Annotated in this window: 17 protein-coding genes; 8 read left to right on the top strand and 9 right to left on the bottom strand. The window is 68.8% G+C overall.

Annotated elements, in window-relative coordinates:
• The first annotated feature begins 1 nt into the window (after position 1).
• Positions 2-1,018: a bile acid:sodium symporter family protein gene (locus ACFW3F_RS15415; RefSeq protein ID WP_388058767.1), complete on the top strand. Its 1,017-nt coding sequence runs from the start codon at positions 2-4 to the stop codon at positions 1,016-1,018.
• A 339-nt stretch (positions 1,019-1,357) separates the two neighbouring features.
• On the opposite strand, the gene ACFW3F_RS15410 is transcribed toward ACFW3F_RS15415, so the two are convergent.
• Complete coding sequence (locus tag ACFW3F_RS15410; protein ID WP_388058765.1) at positions 1,358-3,418, bottom strand: CocE/NonD family hydrolase; 2,061 nt, start codon at positions 3,416-3,418, stop codon at positions 1,358-1,360.
• A gap of 145 nt (positions 3,419-3,563) precedes the next feature.
• Complete coding sequence (locus ACFW3F_RS15405) at positions 3,564-4,157, bottom strand: YqgE/AlgH family protein (protein ID WP_388058856.1); 594 nt, start codon at positions 4,155-4,157, stop codon at positions 3,564-3,566.
• Positions 4,158-4,302: 145 nt separating this feature from the next.
• Here ACFW3F_RS15405 and ACFW3F_RS15400 point away from each other — a divergent pair, with 145 nt between their 5' ends.
• Positions 4,303-5,637, top strand: coding sequence for an MFS transporter (locus tag ACFW3F_RS15400; protein ID WP_388058763.1), 1,335 nt, complete (start codon positions 4,303-4,305; stop codon positions 5,635-5,637).
• On the opposite strand, the gene ACFW3F_RS15395 is transcribed toward ACFW3F_RS15400, so the two are convergent.
• A complete protein-coding gene (locus tag ACFW3F_RS15395) occupies positions 5,618-6,175 on the bottom strand; it encodes a hypothetical protein (RefSeq protein WP_388058761.1) in 558 nt (185 codons plus the stop codon). The two genes, ACFW3F_RS15400 and ACFW3F_RS15395, sit on opposite strands and share 20 nt — an antisense overlap.
• Positions 6,176-6,295: 120 nt before the next feature.
• On the opposite strand from ACFW3F_RS15395, the gene ACFW3F_RS15390 reads away from it, so the two are divergent.
• On the top strand, positions 6,296-7,387 hold the full coding sequence (locus tag ACFW3F_RS15390) for an aminotransferase class V-fold PLP-dependent enzyme (protein ID WP_388058759.1): 1,092 nt from the start codon (positions 6,296-6,298) through the stop codon (positions 7,385-7,387).
• A 24-nt stretch (positions 7,388-7,411) separates the two neighbouring features.
• On the opposite strand, the gene ACFW3F_RS15385 is transcribed toward ACFW3F_RS15390, so the two are convergent.
• On the bottom strand, positions 7,412-8,941 hold the full coding sequence (locus ACFW3F_RS15385; protein ID WP_388058757.1) for a glycerol-3-phosphate dehydrogenase/oxidase: 1,530 nt from the start codon (positions 8,939-8,941) through the stop codon (positions 7,412-7,414).
• 36 nt (positions 8,942-8,977) lie between these two features.
• Entirely contained in the window at positions 8,978-9,574 is a 597-nt protein-coding gene (locus ACFW3F_RS15380; protein ID WP_388058756.1) for a TetR/AcrR family transcriptional regulator, read from the bottom strand.
• 49 nt (positions 9,575-9,623) lie between these two features.
• Between ACFW3F_RS15380 and ACFW3F_RS15375 the strand changes: the two genes are divergently transcribed.
• Complete coding sequence (locus ACFW3F_RS15375) at positions 9,624-10,532, top strand: diacylglycerol/lipid kinase family protein (protein WP_388058754.1); 909 nt, start codon at positions 9,624-9,626, stop codon at positions 10,530-10,532.
• 25 nt (positions 10,533-10,557) lie between these two features.
• Here the strand turns inward: ACFW3F_RS15375 and ACFW3F_RS15370 are convergent, their stop codons facing one another.
• A complete protein-coding gene (locus ACFW3F_RS15370; RefSeq protein ID WP_388058752.1) occupies positions 10,558-12,027 on the bottom strand; it encodes a CCA tRNA nucleotidyltransferase in 1,470 nt (489 codons plus the stop codon).
• 162 nt (positions 12,028-12,189) lie between these two features.
• Between ACFW3F_RS15370 and ACFW3F_RS15365 the strand changes: the two genes are divergently transcribed.
• From ACFW3F_RS15365 to murJ, 3 genes are all read left to right on the top strand, one after another.
• Positions 12,190-13,437 carry an NUDIX domain-containing protein gene (locus ACFW3F_RS15365; RefSeq protein ID WP_388058750.1) on the top strand — a complete coding sequence of 416 codons (1,248 nt, stop codon included), beginning with the start codon at positions 12,190-12,192 and terminating at the stop codon, positions 13,435-13,437.
• A 115-nt stretch (positions 13,438-13,552) separates the two neighbouring features.
• Positions 13,553-16,156: a hypothetical protein gene (locus ACFW3F_RS15360; protein ID WP_388058854.1), complete on the top strand. Its 2,604-nt coding sequence runs from the start codon at positions 13,553-13,555 to the stop codon at positions 16,154-16,156.
• A gap of 359 nt (positions 16,157-16,515) precedes the next feature.
• The gene (gene murJ, locus ACFW3F_RS15355) at positions 16,516-20,193 is read left to right on the top strand and encodes a murein biosynthesis integral membrane protein MurJ (RefSeq protein ID WP_388058749.1); all 3,678 of its coding nucleotides are present in this window, start codon (positions 16,516-16,518) and stop codon (positions 20,191-20,193) included.
• Positions 20,194-20,250: 57 nt separating this feature from the next.
• Here murJ and ACFW3F_RS15350 read toward each other — a convergent pair whose 3' ends face one another.
• The 3 genes from ACFW3F_RS15350 to ACFW3F_RS15340 form a co-directional block, all read right to left on the bottom strand.
• Positions 20,251-21,033: a MerR family transcriptional regulator gene (locus ACFW3F_RS15350; protein WP_388058747.1), complete on the bottom strand. Its 783-nt coding sequence runs from the start codon at positions 21,031-21,033 to the stop codon at positions 20,251-20,253.
• Positions 21,020-22,261 carry an MFS transporter gene (locus ACFW3F_RS15345; protein WP_388058745.1) on the bottom strand — a complete coding sequence of 414 codons (1,242 nt, stop codon included), beginning with the start codon at positions 22,259-22,261 and terminating at the stop codon, positions 21,020-21,022. The genes ACFW3F_RS15350 and ACFW3F_RS15345 overlap by 14 nt, the downstream gene beginning before the upstream one ends.
• Positions 22,262-22,337: 76 nt before the next feature.
• The gene (locus tag ACFW3F_RS15340) at positions 22,338-23,327 is read right to left on the bottom strand and encodes a sterol desaturase family protein (RefSeq protein ID WP_388058743.1); all 990 of its coding nucleotides are present in this window, start codon (positions 23,325-23,327) and stop codon (positions 22,338-22,340) included.
• A gap of 103 nt (positions 23,328-23,430) precedes the next feature.
• On the opposite strand from ACFW3F_RS15340, the gene ACFW3F_RS15335 reads away from it, so the two are divergent.
• Positions 23,431-24,141, top strand: a complete 711-nt coding sequence (locus tag ACFW3F_RS15335; RefSeq protein ID WP_388058741.1) for a TetR/AcrR family transcriptional regulator — start codon at positions 23,431-23,433, stop codon at positions 24,139-24,141.
• The last annotated feature ends 139 nt before the right edge of the window (positions 24,142-24,280 follow it).

Raw genomic sequence — 24,280 nt, 5'->3', positions numbered from 1 at the left:
CATGCGTACTCTCAAGAATCTCCTCGATCGTTCACCGATCGACGGTTTCATCCTGGCCATCATCATCGCCGTTGTCGTCGCCGCGTTCCTGCCCGTGCGCGGAGCAGCAGCGGAGGCACTCGACTGGGTGGTCATCTTCGCGATCGCCGCGCTGTTCTTCCTCTACGGCACCCGACTGCACCCGCGCGAGGCACTCGAAGGTCTCCGGCACTGGCGCCTCCACGTCACGATCCTCGCGTTCACGTTCATCGTGTTCCCGATCGTGGGGCTCGCGCTCGAGCCGGTCGTCGAGCCGCTGATCGGCGAGGATCTCTACGCCGGCCTGCTGTTCCTGTGCCTGGTCCCCTCGACGGTCCAGTCCTCCATCGCCTTCACCTCGATGGCCAGGGGCAACATCGCCGGTGCCATCGTCAGCGCGTCCACGTCGAACATCCTCGGTGTCTTCCTGACCCCGCTGCTGGTGGTCGCGCTGATGCAGAACGCCGGCGACATCAGCATCGACGCGACGTCCGTGCTCAAGATCGTCGCGCAGATCCTGGTGCCGTTCCTGCTCGGCCAGCTCGCCCGCAGATGGGTCGGCCCGTTCTTCACCCGGCACGCGAAGATCACCAAACTGGCCGACCGCGGCGCCATCGTGCTCGTGGTCTACGTCGCGTTCAGCGAGGGAGTCGTCCAAGGCATCTGGTCGACGGTCGGCGTGGGTCAGGTGATCGCCGTGACCGTCATCTCGCTACTGCTCGTCCTGGTGATGCTCGCGATCACCGGCTGGCTCCCGAAACGCCTCGGCTTCGACCGCGCCGACACGATCGCCATCCAGTTCTGCGGCACCAAGAAGAGCCTCGCCACCGGCCTGCCGATGGCGACCGTCCTCTTCGCCGGGACCACCGTCGGCCTCATCGTGCTGCCGCTGATGATCTTCCACCAGATCCAGCTCATGATCTGCTCGTGGCTGGCCACGCGGTATGGGCGCGAGGCCGACGACGCCGAAGCGGCCGGCGCGCCGACGCCGGCTCCCTGAGGAGCGAGCTTCACGAAGGGTCTTGGTGAGATGCGTGGCAGACCCTTCGTGACGCGGGGCGGTCGTCGCTTGCGCTCCTCGCACCTCAGTATCTGCGGCCTGGCGGCCGTCGTGGACCACGAAAGAACACTCTTGAGTGTCCGAAATCCATGCTCCCTGAGGTGCGAGCGAAGCGAGCCTCGAAGGGTGTAGCGACGTGTCTCACCAGGCCCTTCGAGGCTCGTCGCTTGCGCTCCTCGCACCTCAGGGAGCAGGGGTTATGCGGTGTTTTCGGATTAGGGACCAGGGGTTATGCGGTGTTTTCGGATTAGGGACCAGAGGGTGTGTGGCTCTTTCGGGCTAGGGAGCAGTGGGGACGGGCCGGCCCACCGGCGTCGACAACGGCAGGTTCACGAAGCTCGGCCGATTCGGGTCGAGTTGGATGTGCTGCGGGCGCAGGCCGGACTCGTTCAGCAGCGGACGCAGGGGCAGACCGCGCGGGAAGTTCATCGCGAACACGTCGATCCGCAAACGATGCCCCGGCTTGATGAGGGCCTCCGTCGGCAACAGACCGATGTCGACGCTGACCGGCCGGCCCGGCACCACGGGCTGCCGCGATGCCAGCGTCAGCTCGTAGAACGGGTCGATCACGTCACCGTTGGGCGCGAACTGCGATGCCGCCCTGTCGTACCCGCGCAGCGACGCCATCACCTGGCCAGAGGTGAGCACCTTCGACGTCCCGTCGGGGGCGACGTCGTTCAGGGTCGTGGTCCAGTACCCGTCCGTCGCGTCGAGCACGGTGTTCAACCGCACGTTGGCGTAACCGGACACGCTGCGCGTCGTGGTCAGCGGGGGAGTGGTGAACGACAATGCGGCGCGCTCGGAGATGCGTGCGTCGTCGGCGCAGAACGGGAAGATCGCGAGCGCACCGGCCAGCTGCTGTGCCGCGTCACGCGAACACATGGTGGCCAGTCCGGGAGCGATCGTCATGCGCGCACGGGACGTGGAGGGCGCCGGGGTCAGACTGCCGTCGCGGACCGCGTGCGCCGCCGTGCCGCTGCGGCGGTCGCCGAGGTACAACCGCTGCCGCTCCATCCCGGCACGGGGGAACTGCTTCGCGGTGATCCATGAGTCGCCGACCTGCTTGAGGTTGACGGGCCCGTAGGAGTCGACACCGTTGTCGATTCCCTTGAGCCACTTGTCGAACCACGCCTTCTGCAGGACGTCCAACCGGGGCGGGGTGTTCCGCCGGCCTTCTTGGCCGCCGCCGATCGTGAGGTGATAGCCGTCGCTCATGATCAGTTGCTTCTTGCCGGGCGGCAACGGGATCTTGTTGTACATCCGGACTTCACTGTTGGTGAACAGATCGAACCACCCGCCGTAGATGAGCGTCGGCGTGGTGATGCGATCCGCATGGTCGAGCCACGCAGTTCTTGGTTCGGAATTGTTGTCCAGCAATGCCTTCAGGTTCGGCGGCACGGACGGGATGTCGGGGGTCAGGAGCGCCGCGAACAGCTGGGGGTAGAAGGTGAACGGGTCGGAGATCCGGTCCGCCAGCCACTTCCAGTCGAAGGTCCCGTTCAGCATCGACGCGACGTTCGGGATCATCTTGGTGGTGTTGACCAACGTCAGCCACAGCGGCAGGAATCCGATGCCGAGAGCACCGCCCGGGGCGACGATGTCGCGGATCAGGTCGCCGCCGGGTTCGACCGGGAAGATCGCCTTGAGCGCTTCCGGGTTCTTGTTGGCGGCCTGGATCTGATTGATCGCCGAATACGACACACCCGACATGCCGACCTTGCCGTTGGACCACCGCTGCTTCGACGCCCAGTCGATCACCTCGATGGTGTCGCGCTGCTCCCGCGACTGGAACACGTCCCAGACACCCTGCGAGAAGCCCGTGCCCCGGACGTCCACCACGACCTGCGTGTATCCGCTGCGGACGAGGTCGAAGTCGACGAGGAAGGTCTTCGCGCCACCGTCGCGGATGGTGTGCGCGATGTCGGTGATGCCGTCGATCGGTGTGCCGGACAGGTTGATCGATCGCGCGAGCTGCAGCAGGTAGGGCTCGAGGACCGGGTTCTGCATCACCGCGGATCCGACTGTGGTGATCAGCTTGGTGTAGGGAGTCATGTTGACGATGACCGGCGTCTTCGTCGACGTCGGACGCTCGCGGATGTCGGCCGGGCGGTACACGTTCGCACGGAGCACCGTGCCGTCGCTCATCCGGATCGGTACGTCCCAGCTGACGTTGACGCCGGCGTACGGTTGCGGGCCGTCGTGGCTCGCCGCCCATCGCGCCGCGTCGGCTCCGCCGGTGGGTCCGACCGGCGCGGCTCCCGCGACAGCGATCGGCGCGACCAGCGCGACCACGGCCAGGACCACCCCGACGAGAACCCGGACACTCTTCGACCCGCTCATGCACACCCCCGCATGTCATGCGCTGGAGAAACCACGGTTGATCCAGCGAGCTTGTGATCAAGCGTCCACAACCTAACACCTCGCGGGTGACATGGATCACCGGGTATCTCAGGGAACGCTCAGCATCACCGATCGGTTGGCCGGCTCAGTTCAGGCTGAGATCGATCGGGTGGGTCGCGAGGAGCGGTCTGGGCCAGGCCTGCCTGCGCAGTACGTCGAACCACACATCCGACGCCGGCGGGGCGAGCAGATCGCGGGGGAGTGCCGAGGCGACCATCCAGCTGAACTGGTCGAGTTCGTCATCGAGCTGCCCGATTCCCCAGCCGCTGTACCCGGCGAAGATTCGGACGCCCTCGAGGACATCGGCGAGAAACTCGGGGTCGGTGTCGAGGTCGACGAGGACGACCCGACCGTCCACCGGACGCAGGGCCGGCACGTCGTCGATGTCGGTGCCGGGTTTCACCACACCCAGGCACAGCGCAGCTTCCTGGTTCACCGGTCCACCGACGTAGAGGGCGCGCGGCGACGCCGCGATGTCGGTCCACTGCGGCAGCAGATTGTGGATGGCGGTCTGGCTCATCCGATTGAGGATGACGCCCAGACTGCCCGACTCGTTGTGCTCGATGACGTAGATGACGGTGCGCGCGAAAGTGGGTTCGACGAGGTCGGTCGACGCGATCAGCGCGGTGCCCGGACGAACCCGCGGCGTGGGGTCGGCGTCCCACGGGACCCCGGGCATGCGGGCACCACCACCGCTACCCGCCGACTGTTCTCCGGGACGGGATTCCGGTGTGGGATCGTCTGCGTCTTCACCTCCGGCCACCCGACCATCATCGCACGTCCGTGGCCGACGAGACCCGGCGTCAGCTCGGTACCCTGGATCAGTGAGCAGCACCCAGACGACCCGTGACCAACGCGGGTGGTCGGTGTTCGTCCACTCCCTCCGTTCCTCGCCGGGCCTGGGCCGGTTGTTGTCGGTCCGACTGTCGAGCCAGATCACCGACGGGATCTTCCAGGCCGCGCTGGTCGGGAGCATTCTGTTCAACCCCGAGCGCCACGCCGATCCGCTCGCCGTGGCCGGTGGTCTGGCGGTGCTCCTGCTGCCGTACTCGCTCATCGGTCCGTTCGCAGGAGCGTTGCTCGACCACTGGGATCGCCGCAACGTCCTGCTGTACGCGAACCTCTTGCGCGGGCTGATCATCGGACTCGTCGCGCTCGCGGTCGCGTCCGGCGCACCCGACGTCGTGGTGCTGATCTCCGCCCTCGCCGCCACGGGTGCGAGCCGATTCGTGGCCGCCGGGTTGTCCGCCGGATTGCCGCACGTCGCGCGGCGCGAGGTCCTCGTGGCCACCAATGCGCTGTTCACGACGCTGGGCGGCGCGATGCTCACCGTCGGTCTCGGCGTCACGCTGGGTCTCCGCGCGATCTTCGGCGACGACAACACCGGCAGTGCACTTACGATGCTCGCCGGGATCGTACTGGCCATCGTGTCCGGCGGTCTGGCGCACGGATTCCGCCCCCTGCAGCTCGGACCCGACGAACCCGACGATCCGGGCCGCTCGGCGCTGCACGCGGTCTCCGTCGGACTGTGGCACGGCGCTCGCGCCGTCGTGCACCACAAGACCGTGGCCGCCGCTCTGTCGGCGATCGGAGCCCACCGGCTGGTCTTCGGAATGAACACCTTGATGATCCTGGTGCTGACGCGCCAGATGGGTCCCGGCGACGGCCTCGACCGGGTCAGCGTCGTCATCGGGTTCACCGGCGCCGGAGCGCTCCTCGCCGCGATCGTCACCCCGATCGCGGTGGCCCGCGTGGGCCGATACGCGACGCTGCTCGTCGCGTTGGGAGTCGGGGCGGTCGCGGAACTGTCCGTGCTGAGCTTCGAGTTCGCGGTCATCTGCGGTTCGGCGTTCGTGCTCGGACTCATCGGCCAGATCGCCAAGCTCTGTGGCGACGTGGCCATGCAGGTCGACGTCGACGACGCGGTGCGCGGGCAGGTCTTCTCGGTCCAGGACGCGGTGTTCAACATCGCCTACGTGGGGGCGGTGACCGTCGCGGCCCTCGCGATACCCGTCGACGGCCGGGCCGCCGGGCTCGTCGTACTCGGGGTGGTGCTGTACCTGCTCGGGATGCTCGCGGTGCGCGTCCTGCATCCGCGCGGACACGGGTCCGACGATCCGAAGAGTGTGCAGCCCACCGTCACCGGCCCGGCCGCGTGAACCGCGGATCCCGCTTGTCGTAGGCCGCGTCAGCGATCCCGTCCCCGTTCACATCCACCAGCACCGCATCGTGGCCGCCGTCCCCGTCGGAGTCGACGTACAGCCGTTCAGCGACGATCCGGCCGCCCCGGTCGGTTCCCAGGATCTCCGCGTCGGGGTCACCGTCGTCGTCGAGGTCGACCCGGGTGACATGCGCCGCCGGGGGTCGCGGATTCCGGTCGGGGACGTCGCGCCGCGGCAGCTCTTCGCCGGCGAGGTCGGTTCGCGCCGCAGGCCGGTCCCAGAGCCCCGCCCCCGAGTCGCGGTAGAAGGCATCCGGCTCGCCGTCGTCGTCGGTGTCGAGCGCGGCCACGTCGGCGACACCGTCCGCGTCGGTGTCCCACATCGCGTCGTCGCGACGTCCGTCGCCGTCGAAGTCGAGCCGGATGGCGTCGAGGGACCCCGAATGCGGGTCCCCGAGCGTGAGATCTGCGGTGCCAGACCAGCGCGTCGTCGGACCGTCGCCGGTCCCGAAGTAGTACTCGATCGCCGGGTCCATGGGGTCTTGGACGCAGCGGGGCCCGGTGCGGTTCCCCCGGGCGAGGCCATCGCGCGCCGTGCGTCGCCGACCGCACCCGCCGGATGACCACGCACCTACCCACCCGGTAGGTTGTGGCCCATGTATGTCAGCGATCTCGGCGAGCAGTGGCACGCGGCCCGGCTCGAACCAGCCCTGGCACATCTCGACTCTGCTTCGGCCGGCCGCTCGTCGTACGCATTGATCGGCGCGATGACCGCGCACCTGTGGCGGGAGACCGAGCGCGGTTCCTACGTCGCCGCCGATGATCGCGCCGACGAAATCGCCCGTGATACAAGGAATCTCGCTGCGCTCATCGGGCACACCGGCGACGAGGTCGTGTTCCGCGAGAGTGCCCGTGCCGCACTGCGCGCTCTTCTCACCAACTGGAGCCTGCCCGTCACCTCGAACGTGTGGGTGGCCAAGAACGAATTCGGGCCCAATCTCGAGGAGTTCGAGCGCCGCGGATACGCGGTCCGGACCATGCCCGACGGTGACGTCTACGGTCACGTCGACACCGACGCGCTCGAGAACATGCTGCAGTTCGAGCAGCCCGACTTCATCCACGTCTGCCACGTCGGCTCGATGTCCGGTGTGGTGCAGCCGGTCACGCGCATCGTCGAACTCGCGCACCGGGCCGGCGTGCCCGTGGTCGTCGACATGGCACAGTCCGTGGGCCATGTCCCCACCGTCACCGGAGCCGACGTCGTCTACGGCACCAGCCGCAAGTGGCTCACCGGCCCGCGCGGCGTCGGGTTCGTCGCGGTGCGTCGAGATTCGTTGCGGCCCGTGCAGATCGACGGTTCCGAGGCCTTCATCGCGGGACGACTCGGACTCGGTGTCGCGGTTCGCGAGCTGCTCGAGATCGGCCAGCAACGCGTCTTCCGCGAACTCGCGAAGATCGGCAAGGCCACACGCGAACGGCTCCACGGCATCGCGAGTTGGGAGGTTCTCGAACCGATCGACGAGCCGTCCGCGATCGTCACCCTCGCGCCGCCGCCCGGGTGGCAGTTCGACGACGTCGCGGCCGCGCGCGACAAGTTGCTCTCACTCGGTGTCCTGGTGACCGCCGCGGACACCTGGCGGGCACCACTGGCGACCGAGCAACCGGTCCTTCGGATCAGCCCGCACCTCGATGTGCGCAGGACCGAACTCGACCGCGTCGCCGACACGTTGCGCACAATGGGTTACTGACCCCCCGGGGTCCGAGGAGCGTCCTCACCCGAGAATCTCACCGACGATCCGCTCGATCTCCGGGCGTGCGGCGTCGGCGTCGCGCTCCACGAGTCCGATCCGGGTGCGCCGGTGCAGGATGTCGTCGGCGTCGAGAGCCCCTTCATGACTGATCGCGAACTCGATCTCGGCGCGCGTCACGTCGATGCCGGGGACGATCGGCTCCAGGGGACGGTCGAGGACGGCGGCGTCGACGACGGTGGGTGCCTCCCCGCCGAACCGCTGTACGAGCGACGCCGGTAGCCCCTGCTCGCGTGGGTTGCGCAGGGCCCCCACCAGCGGAGTCGTGCTCGTGACGCAGTCCCCGGCGGACAGATCGGTGGTCGCCAGCGCGGCGTCGACGGCGTCCTGCGCCATCCTCCGGTACGTGGTGAGCTTGCCGCCGAGGACACTGACGAGGCCGTCGCCGCGGACACCGACGTGATGCTGCCGCGAGACGTCGGCGAGCGCGTCGGCGTCGCGGCCACCTCCGCCGTCCCGGGTGTCGACCAGCGGTCGCAGACCTGCGAACGTGCCCACGATGTCCGACCGATCGAGTGGCCGCCCGAGCGCCGGGTTGATCGCGTCGAGCAGGAAGTCGATCTCCGACTCGTCCGGCGTCGGGACGTCCGGGATGGGTCCGGGCGCAGCGACATCGGTGAGACCGACGTAGACCCGTCCCAGTTGGGCGGGTATCGCGAAGACGAACCGTGACACCGAGGTGCCCAGCGGGCTCATCAGCGCGGCGTCGGGAAATCCCAGCCTCGCCGCGTCGACGACTAGATGCGTTCCGCGACTGGGGTGTACACCGATCGCCCCGTCGACGCCGCCGGACCAGACACCGGTGGCGTTGACCACCATCCGAGCGCCGACGTCGAAACTGTCACCCGTCTGCCGGTCGGTGAGGGTGGCCCCGCGGCCGTCCACCCGTTCGGCCCGCACCCGGGTGCAGATCGCTGCGCCGTAGCCTGCGGCCGTCCGCGCGAGGGCGACGACCAGTCGCGCGTCGTCGATAAGCTGGCCGTCGGTGGCGGAGATCCCGCCGCGTAGCCCGTCGGGCGACACGGCCGGACAGCGGCCGAGAGTCTCCAGCGCCGAGAGCCGAGACGGTGGGGGCAACAAGAGATCGGAGGTGCCGGCGTTGCGTCGGAGCACGTCTCCCGCTCGGAGTCCCAATCGGATGATCGAGCTCTGTCGGCCGCCGCGATCGGGGATGATCTGTCGGAGGGGGGCGATCAGATGTGGAGCAATGGCGGTCATCAGGTGGTGACGCTCGATCGCGCTCTCGCGCGCGATCCGGAGATCGCCCCTGGCCAGGTAGCGAAGGCCACCGTGGACGAGCTTGCTGCTCCACCGCGAGGTGCCCGAAGCCAGATCGTCCTTCTCGACGAGAGCCACCCGCAGACCCCGGGTCGCGGCGTCGAGCGCAACGCCCACGCCGGTGACACCGCCTCCGATGACCAGGAGGTCCAGCGGCTCACCGGTAGCCAGACGGCCGAGCGCGCGGCGACGGGTGTCGGCGGACAGGGTCGCCATCAGAGTCGCACCGCCGCTAAATCGGCGCTCACGCCGTCATCCGTCGACGCCCGTGCCGACCGGCCGCAGGTAGCCGGCCAACATCTCGTGCAGTTCGACGCTCCAGCCCTCGGCGAGGATGTCCGAGACCAGCGCCCCGGACTGCAGGAACGACTGCGCGATCAGCAGCACCATCGCTGCCATGCGCTTGGCGTCGCCCGCACGCACCTGGCGCCGTTCCTGACCCTGCGACAACATGTCCGCGAGAATCGCGAGGATGCCCTGCTGGCTCGTACCGAGACGCTCGAACACGTACGGCGACATGAACTCTCGCTGCTCGCGCCACAGCGACGCGATCAGTTCGTCGTCCCGGAGCGCGCCGACGACCGCCACGACCCGGGCGACGAGCGCGTCGAGATCCGCGGGGTCGGCGGTGCCGCCGATGGTCTCCTCGACCACACCGAGAACCTCGCGGGTCAACAGACCCCGGATGATCTCGGTGATGTCGGGCCAACGGCGGTACACCGTCGGGCGACTGACGCCTGCTTGTCGGGCCACCTCGGAGACAGTCACCTTGCGTCCGCCGCTACGCAGCAGGCAGCTCCGCGCTGCATCCAGAACGAGATCCCCGATCTCCTCGTTACGGATTGCCATGATGTGTAACACTGTAACGGATCACTTGAACGGCGGGGGGCCGACTCATATGACTATCGAACACGCCACACTTGTGGCCAGTCCGTACGCGCGTCACGGGACGGGACTGCGCGTCGCCCACGATGCCGCAGAACTCCTGCGCGCCCGGGACGTGGAGGTGGAGATCATCGTCGGCGAGGACATCGCCGACGCCGCCGATCTCGCGGGCAAGGCAGCTCGGGGAGACACCGACGTCATCGTCGTGGTGGGGGGCGACGGCACGGTGCGTCTGGCGGTCGAGGCCACCATCGGTTCCGGCAAACCACTGGCCGTCATCCCGGCCGGCAGCGGGAACGACTTCGCCCGCAACCTCGGCATCCCACTCGATCCGACCGAGGCCGTCGAGGTCATCCTCGCCGGTCATCGGCAGCCCATCGACCTCGGGCGGGTCAGCTTCCCCGACGGTCAGACCGCACTGTTCAGCACGGTCGCCGCCACCGGTTTCGACGCCGCGGTCACTGCCAGGGCCATCGACATGCGCCGGCCGCGCGGACAGTCCCGCTACACGATCGCGGCGCTGCTCGAACTACTCGCGCTCCGGTCACGGCACTACCAGGTCCGCGTCGACGACCATGCCGTCGAATCCGACCTCATCTTCGCCGCGATCGGCAACACCAAGTCGTACGGCGGCGGTATGAAGATCACACCGCAGGCATCGATCACCGACGGCCAGCTCGATGTGACGCTCGCGCTCACCCCACCGCGGTTGGCGCGCTGGACGATCGCGCGGGTCTTCCCGAAGGTGTTCTCGGGCAAGCATGTCGACAGTCCGAACGTACGGACCATGCGCGGCGCAGAGGTCGAGCTGTACTGCGATCCGCCGGCCCTGGTGTCGGTCGACGGGGACCTCGTCGGGCAGCTGCCGGCCGTCTTCGAGGCGGTACCCCACGCGATCGAGGTCTTCGCACCCGCAAGCTGAGCGCGCGGGGAGGCCGGCGGCTGCGTCACTTCCCGCCGCGGGACGCCCACCATTCCCGCAGTGCGTCCTCGGCCTCGTCGCGGCTCAGCGGCCCGCGGTCGAGTCGCAGTTCTTTGAGGTGACGCCACGCCTGGCCGACGATCGGACCGGGCGGCACGCCCAGCAGCTCCATGATGGCGTTGCCGTCGAGATCGGGACGGACCTTCTCCAGGTTCTCGGCCGCCTGGAGGGCGGCGATCCGCTGCTCGAGATCGTCATAGTTCTGCTGCAGACGCCGCGCGCGCCGCTTGTTGCGGGTGGTGCAGTCGGCTCGCACCAATTTGTTCAACCGGTCGAGCAGGGGACCGGCATCGGTGACGTAACGCCGGACGGCCGAGTCGGTCCACGCGCCGTCGCCGTATCCGTGGAACCTCAGATGCAGGAAGACCAGCTGCGCGACGTCGGCCACCACCGCCTTCGGGTACTTCAGCGCCCGCATCCGTTTACGCACCATCTTCGCGCCAACCACCTCGTGATGGTGGAAGCTGACGCCGCCCCCTGGCTCGTGGCGTCGCGTCGCGGGTTTGCCGATGTCGTGCAACAGGGCGGCCCAGCGCAGCACCAGGTCCGGATCGCCGTCCTCGAGGTCGATGGCCTGCCGGAGCACGGTCAGAGAGTGCTGATAGACGTCCTTGTGCTGGTGGTGTTCGTCGATGGTGAGCTTCATCCCGGGGACCTCGGGCAGGATCCGCTCGGCCAGACCGGTCTCGACCATGGCGTCGATCGCCTCGATCGGGAATTCTCCACAGATCAGTTTGTCCAGCTCGGCCTGGATGCGCTCGACGGTGATGCGGTCGATCTCGCCGTTCATCTCGGTGATAGCCCGCCACACCCGCGGCGCGAGCCGGAATCCCAGCTGGGAGACGAACCGCACCGCGCGCAGCATCCGCAGCGGGTCGTCCCCGAACGACTGCTCGGGGGTCGCCGGGGTGTCGATGAGCCCATCCAGCAATGCGGTCATCCCGTCGAGCGGATCGCGGAAGTCCTGGGCGCCCGAGGACCCGATCTGCACAGCCATCGCGTTGACGGTGAAGTCGCGTCGGACCAGATCGTCCTCGAGCGACGTGCCGAAGGTCACCTCGGGATTGCGGCTGACCTGGTCATACGAGTCCGCACGGAACGTGGTGATCTCGATCAGGTGGTCGCCCTTGCGGACCCCGACAGTGCCGAACTCGATGCCGACCTCCCAGAACGCGTCCGCCCAGCCCCGGAGCAGCTGTGACACCGCTTCCGGCCGCGCATCGGTCGTGAAATCGAGGTCGTTGCCGAGACGACCGAGAACCGCGTCGCGCACCGAGCCGCCCACCAGGTACAACTCGTGACCCGCTGACTCGAACAGTTTCCCCAACGGCGCGAGGACGTCGTCGAGTTCACGCAACGAGATCGCAGCCGCGGCGAGCAGACGGGTACGCCGTTCTGGATCCACCGCAGCCCCCGACGAGGATGTGTCGTTCACGGCTTGTCACCCTACCGTCGTGACCCGCGGCGACGACGCCGCACAGTTCGACGCCGACCACTCATACACGTGCGGCACACTCTCGACACTCCGAATCCACAACCTACGTCCCCTGGGAGGCGTCCGGACAAACTGCAGGTGACCAGCCGCTAGCATCGTGGAGTGTCCACCGATTCCTCGACCAACCCTTCAGACGTCAGTGGCGTCTCGTCGGGTGCACACGGCGAGGGCGGCGGACAGGTCGAGCAGAACCCCTCCGGCCAGGGCCGTCGCGCCCGACGCGGCCGGCGTCGCCGGGGCCGGCGCAAGTCCGAGACCCGGAGTGCCGCGGGCGCACACACCCCGGCGTCGCCCAAGCAGAGTGGTCATCCCCAGCCCAAGAACAACCAGCCCAAGAACAAACAGTCGAACTCCACTCAGGCGGGTTCCAGGCCGGGTCACAAGCCGGGTTCGCCCAATCCGGCCTCCGAACCGGCGCCCTCGACCCACCATCCGACGCCCAATGACCTCGCCCGAGCCCGCGCGGCCGATCCCACGTGCCCGGACCCGGTCGAGGCCGAACCCGTCGACAAACTGCCCGTCGATCCCGACCGCGCGCGTCCGCGCGTCACCCCGCCGAAGCCATCGGACATGGTCGCCGTCAGCGCCAAACTGACCAAGACCGGACTGGCCCAGACCGGACCGGGGCAATCGGGCGGCAAGGCATCGAAGGGACGACGACGCTCGTCGCGATCCGATCGCGGGTCCGAGCGCCCAGCCACTGAGCGCTCCCACACCGACCGCTCGGGCAACGAGAAGCTCCGCACCGTGCGCGAGACCTCCGCGGGCGGTCTCGTCATCTCCGACCTCGACCTTCCCGTCGACCAGTTGTCGGCTGCGCTCATCGGGCGCATCGACCGCCGCGGCCGCACCATGTGGTCGTTGCCCAAGGGCCACATCGAGACCGGTGAAACCGCCGAGCAGACCGCCATCCGTGAGGTCGAGGAGGAGACCGGGATCCAGGGCACGGTGGTGGCCCCGCTCGGCAAGATCGACTACTGGTTCGTCAGCGAAGGACGTCGAATCCACAAGACCGTGCACCATTACCTCCTGCGGTGCACCGGCGGCGAGCTCTCCGACGCCGACTACGAGGTGTCCGAGGTGGCCTGGGTGCCGTTGCACGAGCTCCCGCGTCGGCTCACGTACTCTGACGAGCGACGACTCGCCCGGATGGCCCGCGGCGTGATCGCCGAACTCGCAGCCGACCCCACCCGGCTGGCCCAGTCCGAGGCCGACAGCATTCGCACCGAACCCAACGCCTATGAGAAAGCCGCCGCCGCACGCAACCAGCGCCGCAACGAGCCGCCGCCCCCGGCTCGTCCTCGTCGGCGCCGACGCCGTCCACGACGGCCCGCGGCCGGCGATGGTTGAGCCGCGCCAGTCCTCCGCCGTGCCCCGTTCGTCCCGACCTCTCGCGCCGTCGCGCGTGACGCGGTCCGGCGCGCTCGCGGCACTGGCCGCAACCGTGGTCCTGGCCGTCCTGGGCATGACCGTCCTGTCCGGCGCGACGGGGCCGGCCTCGGCAGCTCCGGAGACGAGCACCAGCGGTTCCGACGCCGGGTCCGACACCTCGGACCAGCAGTCACCGAGCAGGTTCGCCCGCATCGTGATCGACTCGATGACGCCGAACATCATCACCACCACGAGCCGGCCGGTGGTGACCGTCAGCGGACGCGTCGACAACGTCGGCGACCGGTCGATCACCGATCTCACCATCCGGCTCGAGCGCGGAGACCCGGTGGCGTCCGCCTCGGGTCTGCGCACCGACCTCGCCGACGACGACCCCGCCGTCGCGGTGGCGGGTCCGTTCGAGGCCCTCACCGACTCGCTCGCCCCCGGCGAAAGCGTCGGATTCCGGATGTCGATGGCGTTGTCGGCCAACAACGGCCCCGACGGGCAGGGCCTCGCCATCTCTCGGACCGGCGTCTACCCGATGCAGGTCAACGTCAACGGCACCCCCGAGTACGGCAACACCGCGCAGGTCGCGGGATCACGAATGCTGTTGCCGGTGCTGTCGCTGCCGCCCGACGACACCCGTGCCGCCGGCTACGTCGACCCGACCACGGAGTACTCCGACGCCGATCCGGTCGCCGGGCTGGGGCCGGACGGATCGGTGTCGGCGAACCTGTCGAGCCCGGCACGCATGACCATGGTGTGGCCGTTGGCCGCCCCGCCGCAGCTCGCACCGGGCGTGCTCGGTGGCAGCACCGAACCGGTCCGGCTGATCAACGAGAACATGGCCCGTTCCCTCGCCGACGGTGGGCGCCTCGCCGAGCTGCTCGCCTCGCTGCAGAAGGTGGTCGGCGAGCCCCCACCCGCGCAGTCGGATTCGGCGGCGTCGGACACATCCCCGTCCGAGACCGCGGAGAGTCCGGAACCCGGCGCCCTGCCGGGTTCGGAGAAGCTCGCCGACAGCATGTGCCTGGCCATCGATCCCGACCTCATCATCACCGTGCGTGCGATGTCGCTGGGGTACGAGGTGTCCGACAATCCCGCCGATCCGAGGTCGTCGACCCGCCCCGGCAGCGGCGCCGAAGCAGCCGGGCGCTGGCTCGACACCCTGCGGTGGACCGCGCAGCGGATGTGCGTCGTGGCGCTGCCGTTCGCACAGGCTGATCTGACCTCGCTGACGCGGATCGGCAACGCCGGCCTCACCGACGCGGCGTTGCGCTCACCGGCCGACATCATCGACACCGTGCTCGGCGTCCGGAGCGTGCGCGGTCTCTCGATACCGGCGCTCGGGGCCATCGACGCCGACGGCGCCGCGGCGCTCACCGCGGCTCAGGTCGCCGCAACCGCGGTGGCGTCGAACTCCGTGGCACCGACCGGTCGCCGCGACGCCGCCGGCCGCTATCGGATCGGTGACCTCGCGGCGCAGACCTACGACGCACCTGTCACGGCCTCGCTCGCCGCCATCGGTACGGCGCCGTCCACCCCCGCACTGACGCCACCCGATCAGCGCGTCGACCTGTCCGGCGAGTCCGAGGGGAGTCGGCGGCAGAGCGCGATCGGCGCCCTGGCCTATCCGGCGATCGCCGCTCCCGAACCGGACCCGACCGCATCCGGCTCCCGGCCGTCCCCGCGCGACCCGGTCGTCGGCAGATCGGCGTTCCTCCTGCCGCCGACGTACTGGTCACCGACGTCCGCGGACGCCGAAGTGCTGTTCACCACCGCACGGCTGCTGCTCGAGTCCGGTGCCGCGACCCCGACCCCGCTGTCGACGCTTGCCGCCGAACTCGGGTCCGCGCCGGAGCAGGCGCGGTTGATCGACCCGCCCGGGGTGGGTCCGGTCGGCCGCGTCGGTTCGGTGCTGACGACCGACGCGACCGCATCCATCCGGCGCAATGTCGAGGACAGTTGGCAGTTCGAGGGCGCCCTGGTGCGCTCGGCCGACGTCGCCGCGACCCCCGAGCGCTACATGTCCCCGCTGCGCGAGGATCAGCTGCGGGCCATCCGCTCACCGGATGCACAGGGGTCGGCCGTCTACACCCACCTGCGGCGGACGCAGACCGAACGCATCGAAGCGGTGTCGTCGACCCTGCACCGGATGACCCGGTCGGTCACGATCCTCGACCCCGGCGGCCGGTACACGCTTGCCTCCGAGCGAAGTCCGCTGCTGCTGGTCGTGAAGAACGACCTCGCCCTGCCGGTGCGTGCCCGCATCACCACGTCCGAACCGGCGGACATCGAGATCGGCGACCTCGGGGTGATCGAGATCCCGGCTCGCGGCACCCGACAGATCCAGCTGCCCACCCGGGGCGAGACGTCCGAGGCGATCAGCGTCGAGATCCGGCTGTCGACGGTCACCGGCGTGCCACTCGGCGACTCGATCAGTCTGTCCGTGCACACCAACGCCTATGGCAAACCGCTCTTCTACATCACGATCATCGCCGCGGCAGCGCTCATCCTGCTCACCGCCCGCCGGCTGTGGCATCGTTTCCGCGGCCAGCCCGACCCCGCCGATGCCGACCGTCCCGAACCCGACGAACTCGAGCGGATGCTCGCCGGAAGCGGGTACCAGGAACGACGTCGTACCCTGCAGAGCGAGGGTCGGATCCATGGCGAGGAACCGGGCGATGACCCGACATGACCGACATCAGACGACCCGAGGACGGCGGCAGAAGCGACGTGACCTGGAACGATGAGCCGCGTGCACCGCGGTCGGGGAGACCCGGCCCGGTGCCGCCCCAGCGTCCCGAGCGCGCCGCACCCCAGCGGATTCCGCCGACCAGGGTCCCCGGTGACCGGGTCCCACCCGCGCGGAACCAGCCCGGATCCCCCGGCCCGCGATCAGCCGACCCGCGTCCCGGCCGGCCCACACCCTCCGCCGGCCGCCCACCGGCACCCCGCCCCACCGCACCTTCGGCGCCCCCGCCGACGCCCCGCCCACCCACATCAACGACGCCGCCCCGGCCCGGGGCATCACCCGCTCAGGGCAACACGCGTGTCATGACCGTGCCCGCCCCCGGACGGCCATCGGGAGGTGCGGCGGGCTCCGCCGCGGTGTCCGACGAGAAGGCGTCGTCGACGGGCCTGGCGCGGGACTCGGACTCGAGCATCCTGCGCACCAGCGGGTCCATCGCGATCGCCACCCTGTTCAGTCGCATCACCGGCTTCCTGCGCACCGTGCTCATCCTGGCGATGCTCGGACCCGCCATCGCGTCGGCGTTCCAGGCGGCCGACGTCCTGCCGAACATGATCGCCGAGGTCGTCCTCGGTGCCGTCCTGACCGCGATCGTGATCCCGCTGCTGGCCCGCGCCGAAGCCGAGGACAAAGACGGCGGGGAGGGGTTCATCAATCGGATCTTCACCATCACCGTCGTCGTCCTCGGTACGGCGACGGTACTGGCGGTGATCGCGGCGCCGCTGCTCACCTACCTCAATCTGGGCGACGGGCAGGTCGATCGCGAGCTGTCCACCGCGCTCGCCTACCTGCTGCTGCCGGAGATCCTGTTCTACGGCCTGTCGGCACTGTTCATCGCGATCCTCAATCTGCGCGGACATTTCAAGCCCGGTGCCTGGGCACCCGTCCTGAACAACGTCGTGCAGATCACCACGCTCGTGCTCTACGCCGTGATGCCGGGCGAGATCACGGTCAACCCCGTACGGATGTCCGACCCCCAACTCCTGGTCCTGGGCATCGGCTGCACGACCGGTGTCGTCCTGCAGGCGTTGATCCTGGTGCCGTTCCTACGGAAGTCGGGGATTCGACTCCGCCTGCAATGGGGCATCGATGCACGGTTGCGCCAGTTCGGGAACATGGCGGTCGCCATCGTCGCCTACGTCGCATTGCTGCAGGTGGGTCTGATCGTGACGTACCGGATCGCGTCGTCCGCCGACGCATCGGGCGTCAGCATCTACTTCACGCACTGGCAGTTGTTGCAGCTCCCGTACGGCGTCCTGGGCGTGACCATCCTGACCGCGATCATGCCGCGACTGTCCCGCAACGCGGCCGCGGACGACACCAAGGCCGTTGTCGACGACCTCTCGCTGGCGACCCGGCTCACGATGGTCGCGCTCGTCCCGGTCGTCTCCTTCATGACGTTCTTCGGACCGGCCATCGCGATCGCGGTGTTCAACTTCGGCAAGTTCGACGCCGCATCCGCGTCGCAGCTGGGCTCGGTGTTGTCCTGGGGCGCGTTCACGCTCATCCCGTACTCGATGACCCTCGTCCAGCTGCGGGTGTTCTATGCCCGTGAGGACGCGTGGACCCCGACGTTCATCGCGCTGGGCATCACCGTGGTCAAGGTCGCGTCGTCGTACCTGGGGCCGGTGCTCTTCGACGATCCGGAACTCATCGTGCGATGGCTCGCGCTGTCCAACGGGCTCGGATATCTGGTCGGTGCGGTCGTCGGACATTTCCTGCTCCGCGGCCGACTCCGCGGGGCCCGGCTGTCGAACGTCGCCCGCACCACGCTGGTCACCTTCGCGGTCTCGATCGGCGTCTCGGCGACGGTGTGGGCCGTCGCGAAGCTGACCGGGCTGGACGACATGATCGGGTGGCTGGGCAAGGTCGGGTCCGTCCTGTATCTCGGGCTGACCGCCGCCGTGGTGCTCGCGGTGACCTATGCCGGTCTCGCCGCGGCCCGCGTGCCGGACGTCGTGGCGATCGGTCTGGCGGTACGACGCCTCCTCGGCCGGTTCATCCCGTCGCTCGCCCCGCCCGCGCAGCCCGAACGTGAACAGTCACCGGCGATCACAGTTCAGTTTCCGCGGGTCACCGGGGACGAATCGCTCCCGTACTCTGGTCAGGTACAGGTGCTGCGCCGCTTCGACAGAGGTACCGCGACGTGGCAGTCGTACTCCGTACACTCCGGTGGCGCGATCGGCGCGACCCGGGATGTGCGCCCCATCCCCGAACGCGCGCCGGTACCGCGCGACATCAGATATCGCAGGAGAGGAGTCCGTCGCGTGAGTGACAGTGAGGTCGACACCACTGCTCCCAACGGGCCGCCCGCCGAGCCCGGCGCAGGCGACACACCCACTCCATCGATCCCCACTCCGTCCACCCCGAGCCCTTCCGGTACCGATGCCGCGACGGCCGGCACCACCGACGGTCCGGACAGCTCCCGCCGACGCGGGCCGCGGCTCATCCCCGGCGCAGCGGTCGCGGGCGGCCGGTACCGGTTGCTCGAGCAACACGGCGGGACGCGCGGACTCCAGTTCTGGCGGGCGCAGGACATCAATCTCGACCGCGAGGTCGCGTTGACCTTCGTCGACGCCGACCAGCTGGCGCCACCGCCCGAACGCGGCCAGGCCGCGAAGATGTCCGACCAGGGACCACAGGCGGTGCTGTCGCGCACGCTGCGCCTGGGCCAGATCAGCTCCGACGGCGTGACACGCGTCCTCGACGTCGTGCGCGGCTCGTCGGGCGGCATCGTCGTCGCCGAGTGGGTGCCCGGGTCGTCGCTGGCCGATGTGGCGAGGTCCGAGCCGTCACCGATCGGGGCGGCTCGCGCGGTGCGTTCGCTTGCCGCGGCCGCCGAGATCGCCCACCGCTCCGGCGGTGCGCTGTCCATCGATCATCCCGACCGCATCCGCATCAGTCACGACGGCAATGCCGTGCTCGCGTTCCCGGGAACCCTCGCCGGCGACGACAAGGCGTCCGACGTTCGGGGCCTGGGCGCCGTCCTCTACGCACTCCTGCTCAACCGCTGGGCGCTCGACCCCACAGACGGCTCCCGGCTGATCACCACTGCCGACGGCACCCAACCCGTCGGCGGCATCCCGGTCGCCGCGCCCGGCGAGGACGGGCAACCGGTGGAGCCGCGGATCACCAAACCCGACATCCCGTTCGAGATCTCGGCGGTCGCCGCGCGGGCACTGGACGGGTCCCGCGGGATCCGAACGGCCGCCACCGTGCAGCACGTTCTCGATCAGGCCACCGTCGTCGATCTGAACACCGACATGTTGCCGGCGATCACCGACGCCGACGCCCCGCCGCCGGTGACGGTCGCACCTCGACTGGGTGCCGGCGGCAGTGAGAAGCCACCCCGCCGCAACCTCGCGTTGCTCATCGGCGCCGGACTCCTCGCGCTGTTCATCGTGATCGCGCTCATCGTGGGTGCCACCAACGTCTTCGGCGGCAGCAGCGGATCGAGCGACATCGACTCGATCCTCACCACCACCGAGCCGGCGCCCACGCCCGGCGCCGACCCGCCGCCTGCACCGGTGGCTCCGGCCGCGCCGCAACCCATTGCACTGCAATCGGTCTCGGTCGTCGACTTCTCCGCACAGACGCCGGACAACTCGGCAAATGTACGCAACGTGATCACCGGGGCCGCCCCGCCGTGGCAGACCGACAACTACCGCGGGCGGCCGGACTTCGGCGGGCTCAAGCCGGGACTGGGTCTCATGTTCGACCTGGGCCAACAGCGAGCCGTCCGGTCGGTGACCATCGAGAGTCCCACCCCCGGCATCGCCGTCGAGATCCGTACCGCACCCTCGGCGCGTCCGGCCTTCGCGCGGACCACGACGGTGGCATCGGGCCAGGTCGACCAGGCCTCGACCACCATCCCGATCGCGCAACCGCCGACCACCCGTTACGTGATGGTCTGGCTGACGAGCCTGCCGAGTTCGGGAAGCGGCTACCAGGCGGAGATCTCTCGCGTCACGATGGCCGGCTGACACACCGATCGCCCTGCGGCGGAGCCGGATTCAGCCGTAGCAAGCGATCACGTCAGCTCATCGCCGGGTACTCAGACGCTCGCTGAGCAGCGCCACCGCTTGCCGCTGACGTTCGTTGAGGCGCCCCTCGACGAGCTCGCCGAGAAGACGGCCGGACGACCCCAGCTCGATCGGGGGGTCGGGATCCGGGACGTCGTCGAAGGCCTGTGCCACGATGGCCGAGAACCGGTCGACCAGATCGGCGATGCCCTCGCTGGTGTCACCGGCGTCCCCTGTTCCGAGCCTGCCGAACTCCTCGATGAGAGCGACGACCGAACTGATGATCGCAGGGTCGCTGAGCCGCTCGTAGAAGGTCGCGAGTTCGGCCATCCCGTCGGCGCCGACGAGGTGAGTCAGCAGAACCGACCCGTCGCGGTCCGCCCGTGCGACGTCAGCAGGCACACCGGCATCGGCGTATGCGGCGAAGTATCGGGCAAGCTCGGGCGGGATGTCGGGGGAGGAGCGATGAGTCCGCAGATGGGCGATCGCAGCTCGCTGTTCCCGAAGTCCCGCGATCTGGTCCGCGAGTTCCCGATCCAGGTCGTCGAGAATGGAGTCGGCGACACCGGAGTGGGTGTCCCCGGATCCATCAGGACCGTCGAGAAGACCGGTCATCCGTTCCAATGGGACACCCAGCGACGACAGGCGTTTGATGCGCAGTACCCGGACCAGGTCCTCGACGTCATAGGTCCGGTAGCCATTCGCGCGCCGTGCGGGTTCGGGCAGGATGCCCACCTGGTGGTAGTGCCTCAGCGCGCGAACGCTGACGCCGGCGAGGCCCGCGAGTTCACCGCTCTGCATCGACTGTCACCGCCTCATGCACGATCGGATGCTGTCCATTGGCCTCCACGTTACGGAGTACCGGTCGTGTGAACAGAGCGACCGCGACTAGCCAGACGAGCGGGACCACCAATGCTGCGGCCTGGACGCTCCGGTACTCGGTGACCAACGCGGCGATGACGATGCCGACGGTGGGCGCGGCGGTCATAATCGCGTTCTGCGTCCCCATGATCCGGCCCCGCATGGCTTCGGGGATCCGCTCGATCATCAGCACGCCGATGAGGCTGCCGAACACACCGTTCGCGAGCCCGACCAGAAGGGCGCCGCCGAAGACCGCGGCAATCGAGGCGAGCCCGGCGATCACCGCGAAACCAGCTGTCGTACCCACGAGTCCGACCAACAGCCAGATCGCCCTCCGCCCACGGGCACCGGCCGCCGCGAAGACACCACCGCCGAGCAGCGACCCGGCAGCCAGAGCCGTGAGGACGAAACCGAGCATCCCCGGCTCATCGACCATCGTGAAGTAGACCGGCAGCACCAGGCCCTGGTAGCCGGTCAGCACGACAACCGCGGCCACACCGAGCAAGGTCGTCGCCACCAGAAAGCGACTCCGCGCGAGGACCCGCCACCCGTCGCGGAGTTCGGCCCAGGCGCCACCTGTCGGGATCCCGGACGCGGCCATGTCGCCGACGCGACGGGGGATGAGAAGGGTGCACATCGCCGCCGCCGCGGATGTGCCGGCGGTGACCCAGAGCAGCGTCGAGCCGCCGAACACGGCCATGAGCGTCCCGGCCAGCGCCGGACCCAGGAGCAGGGCCACTGCCCCGAAACTCTCTCGGAGGCCCACGAGCCGTTCGGCGGAGAGCGCCCCGGAACGCACGATCGCAGGCAGCAGTGCGTCGCGAGCGGTCATTCCGGGAACGTCCCCCAGCGAACCGAGAATCCCGAAGAGAATGAACCAGCCGAGCTCCAGCCCCGAGACCATGTCGACGACCGGAAGCGCGCCGACGCATGCGGCGGATACGAGATCGGTCAGCACCGATGAGGTGCGCTTGTTGATCCGGTCGATGACGACACCCATGAACATGCCCGCGACGATCGCGGGAACCGCCGTCGACGCGGCGACGATCCCGGCGCCCAGCGCACTTCCGGTGACGTCGAGGACGATCAGCGGGAACGCTACTGCAGCAATAGAATTACCGAGAATCGAGAGTAGGTGGGAGACGAGGTAGGCGGCCGGTGTGCGCATGACCCCAGTCGAAACCATGACGTAGGGGCGGGGTCAACCCCGGGCGCCGGGAGTGACTGTCGAAACGTCGTTCCTGTCAGTGTCCCGTCGAAGGGGACCGGCGGGCAGCATTCTCTGCGGACGCCGGAACCGACGTCGCGGGGACGACCGTGGTGGGCGTCCATCCCGGTGGTCCGAAGACGTAGCCGAGCCGCGCACGCCACGACGACGCGGCGCGGACGTCACGCGCGATCGCAGCGTACTCGTGCGTCTGCAGCCTCAGGATGTTGTAGGTGTCCACTGGTTTGGTCAGTCCGTAGCGGGGTCGCCGGACCTCCGGGGCGAACGTGCCGAACATCCGGTCCCACACGATGAAGACGCCGCCGTAGTTACGGTCGAGGTACTCGGGGTCCCGCCCGTGGTGAACGCGATGGTGTGACGGGGTGTTGAACACGAATTCCACGGGCGCCCACAGAGTTCCGATCCGCTCGGTGTGAATCCAGAACTGGTAGATCAGGTTCAGTGAGTACGCGACGAAGACCAGTGCCGGCGGGACGCCGAGCAGCGGCAGCGGGATCCACATCAGCACCGCGGCGCTGATGTTCCACTTCTGGCGGAGGGCCGTCGCGAAGTTGAAGTACTCGCTGGAGTGATGCGCCTGGTGCGTTGCCCACACCAACCGGACCCGATGCGAGACCCGATGACTCCAATAGAAGAGGAAGTCGACTCCCACGAAGGCGATCACCCACGTGTACCACTCGCCCACGGGGAGTTGCCATGGCGCGACGTAGGCGAACAGTGCGCTGTACAGCAGTAGTCCGAGAAACTTCCAGAGAGCACTGGTCACGATCGACACCAGGCCCATCGACACGCTCGAGCGCGCGTCCCGCGAGTCGTAGGCGCCCGGCGGCGCCTGTGCAGGATATTCGTCACCGGACCGCGATTCGGTTGCCCCACTCGCATTCTGCGCGTGTTCCTCGTGTTCCAGTTTGGCCGCGGCAAACCATTCGATGGCCAGCAGGGTCACGAAGAACGGAATCGCGAGCACGGTCGGCTCGCGCATCGCCTCCGGCAAGAACTCCAGCATTGGTTACCCCCTCACGGCACCATCTGACACGAAGCCATGTCAGTTCGTTCTGACAAGGTAGCGTGTCAGAAGTAATGCTGTAAAGCCCTCGAAGGGAGATCGCGTGGCGTCCGTGCCGGACCCGACCGCATCGACGTCGGAGAATCCACCCGGGCGACGCTACGGCGGGGCCGACCCGGCGCAGCGGCGGGAGCGCCGTCGCAGCGCACTGATCGCCTCCGGACTCGACGTCTTCGGCACCGATGGGTACGCGAAGGTCTCGGTGAAGAGCATCTGCGACCACGCAGGCCTGACGCAGCGCTACTTCTACGAGTCGTTCGCCGACCGCGCCGCGCTGCTCGTCGCCGTGTATGACGACTGTGTGGCCTTCGTCCGAGCTGCGACCGTCCGGGCCGCCGCCGACATCGCCGACGCCGAACTGGTGGAGTCGACGGAAGGTGTTCCCGCCGAGCGTGTCCCGGATGTCACTCGTGCCGCCCTGGGTGCCTTCATGTCCTGCCTCGCCGACGATCCCCGGCGTGCTCGGGTGATGCTCGTCGAAGTGGTCGGCGTATCCCCGGAGATCGAGCGGGTCCGCATGCGCGCCATCCACGACTGGGCCGCGCTCATCCTGTCTCTGGCTCGCGGCTCGCGGCCGCCGTCGGACCGCGAGCGCCTCGCGTCGGTCGGTCTCGTGGGAGCAGTCACCCAACTGCTCGTCGACTGGTACGTCGCGGGTGCGGAGGAAGCGGACACCGAACGCTACGCACTCGACGAGATCCTCGACGTGTGTGTGGAACTGTTCGTCGCCGCCTACGGCCGGCTCTTGACCTGACCCTTCCCCTGCTCCCTAATCCGAAAGAACCGCATAACCCCTGGTCCCTAATCCGAAGAGTTAGGTGAGGTGGCTGCTCAGGCCGCTCCGTGGGGTGTGATGGTGACGTTGTATCCGAGTTGGTGGAGCTCGTTGAGGG

It is taken from the genome of Gordonia sp. NPDC058843, from assembly GCF_042743165.1.
GTDB lineage: Bacteria > Actinomycetota > Actinomycetes > Mycobacteriales > Mycobacteriaceae > Gordonia.
The sequence above is the reverse complement of the archived record's forward strand: the minus strand, read 5'-3'. Positions and strand labels throughout refer to the sequence as shown.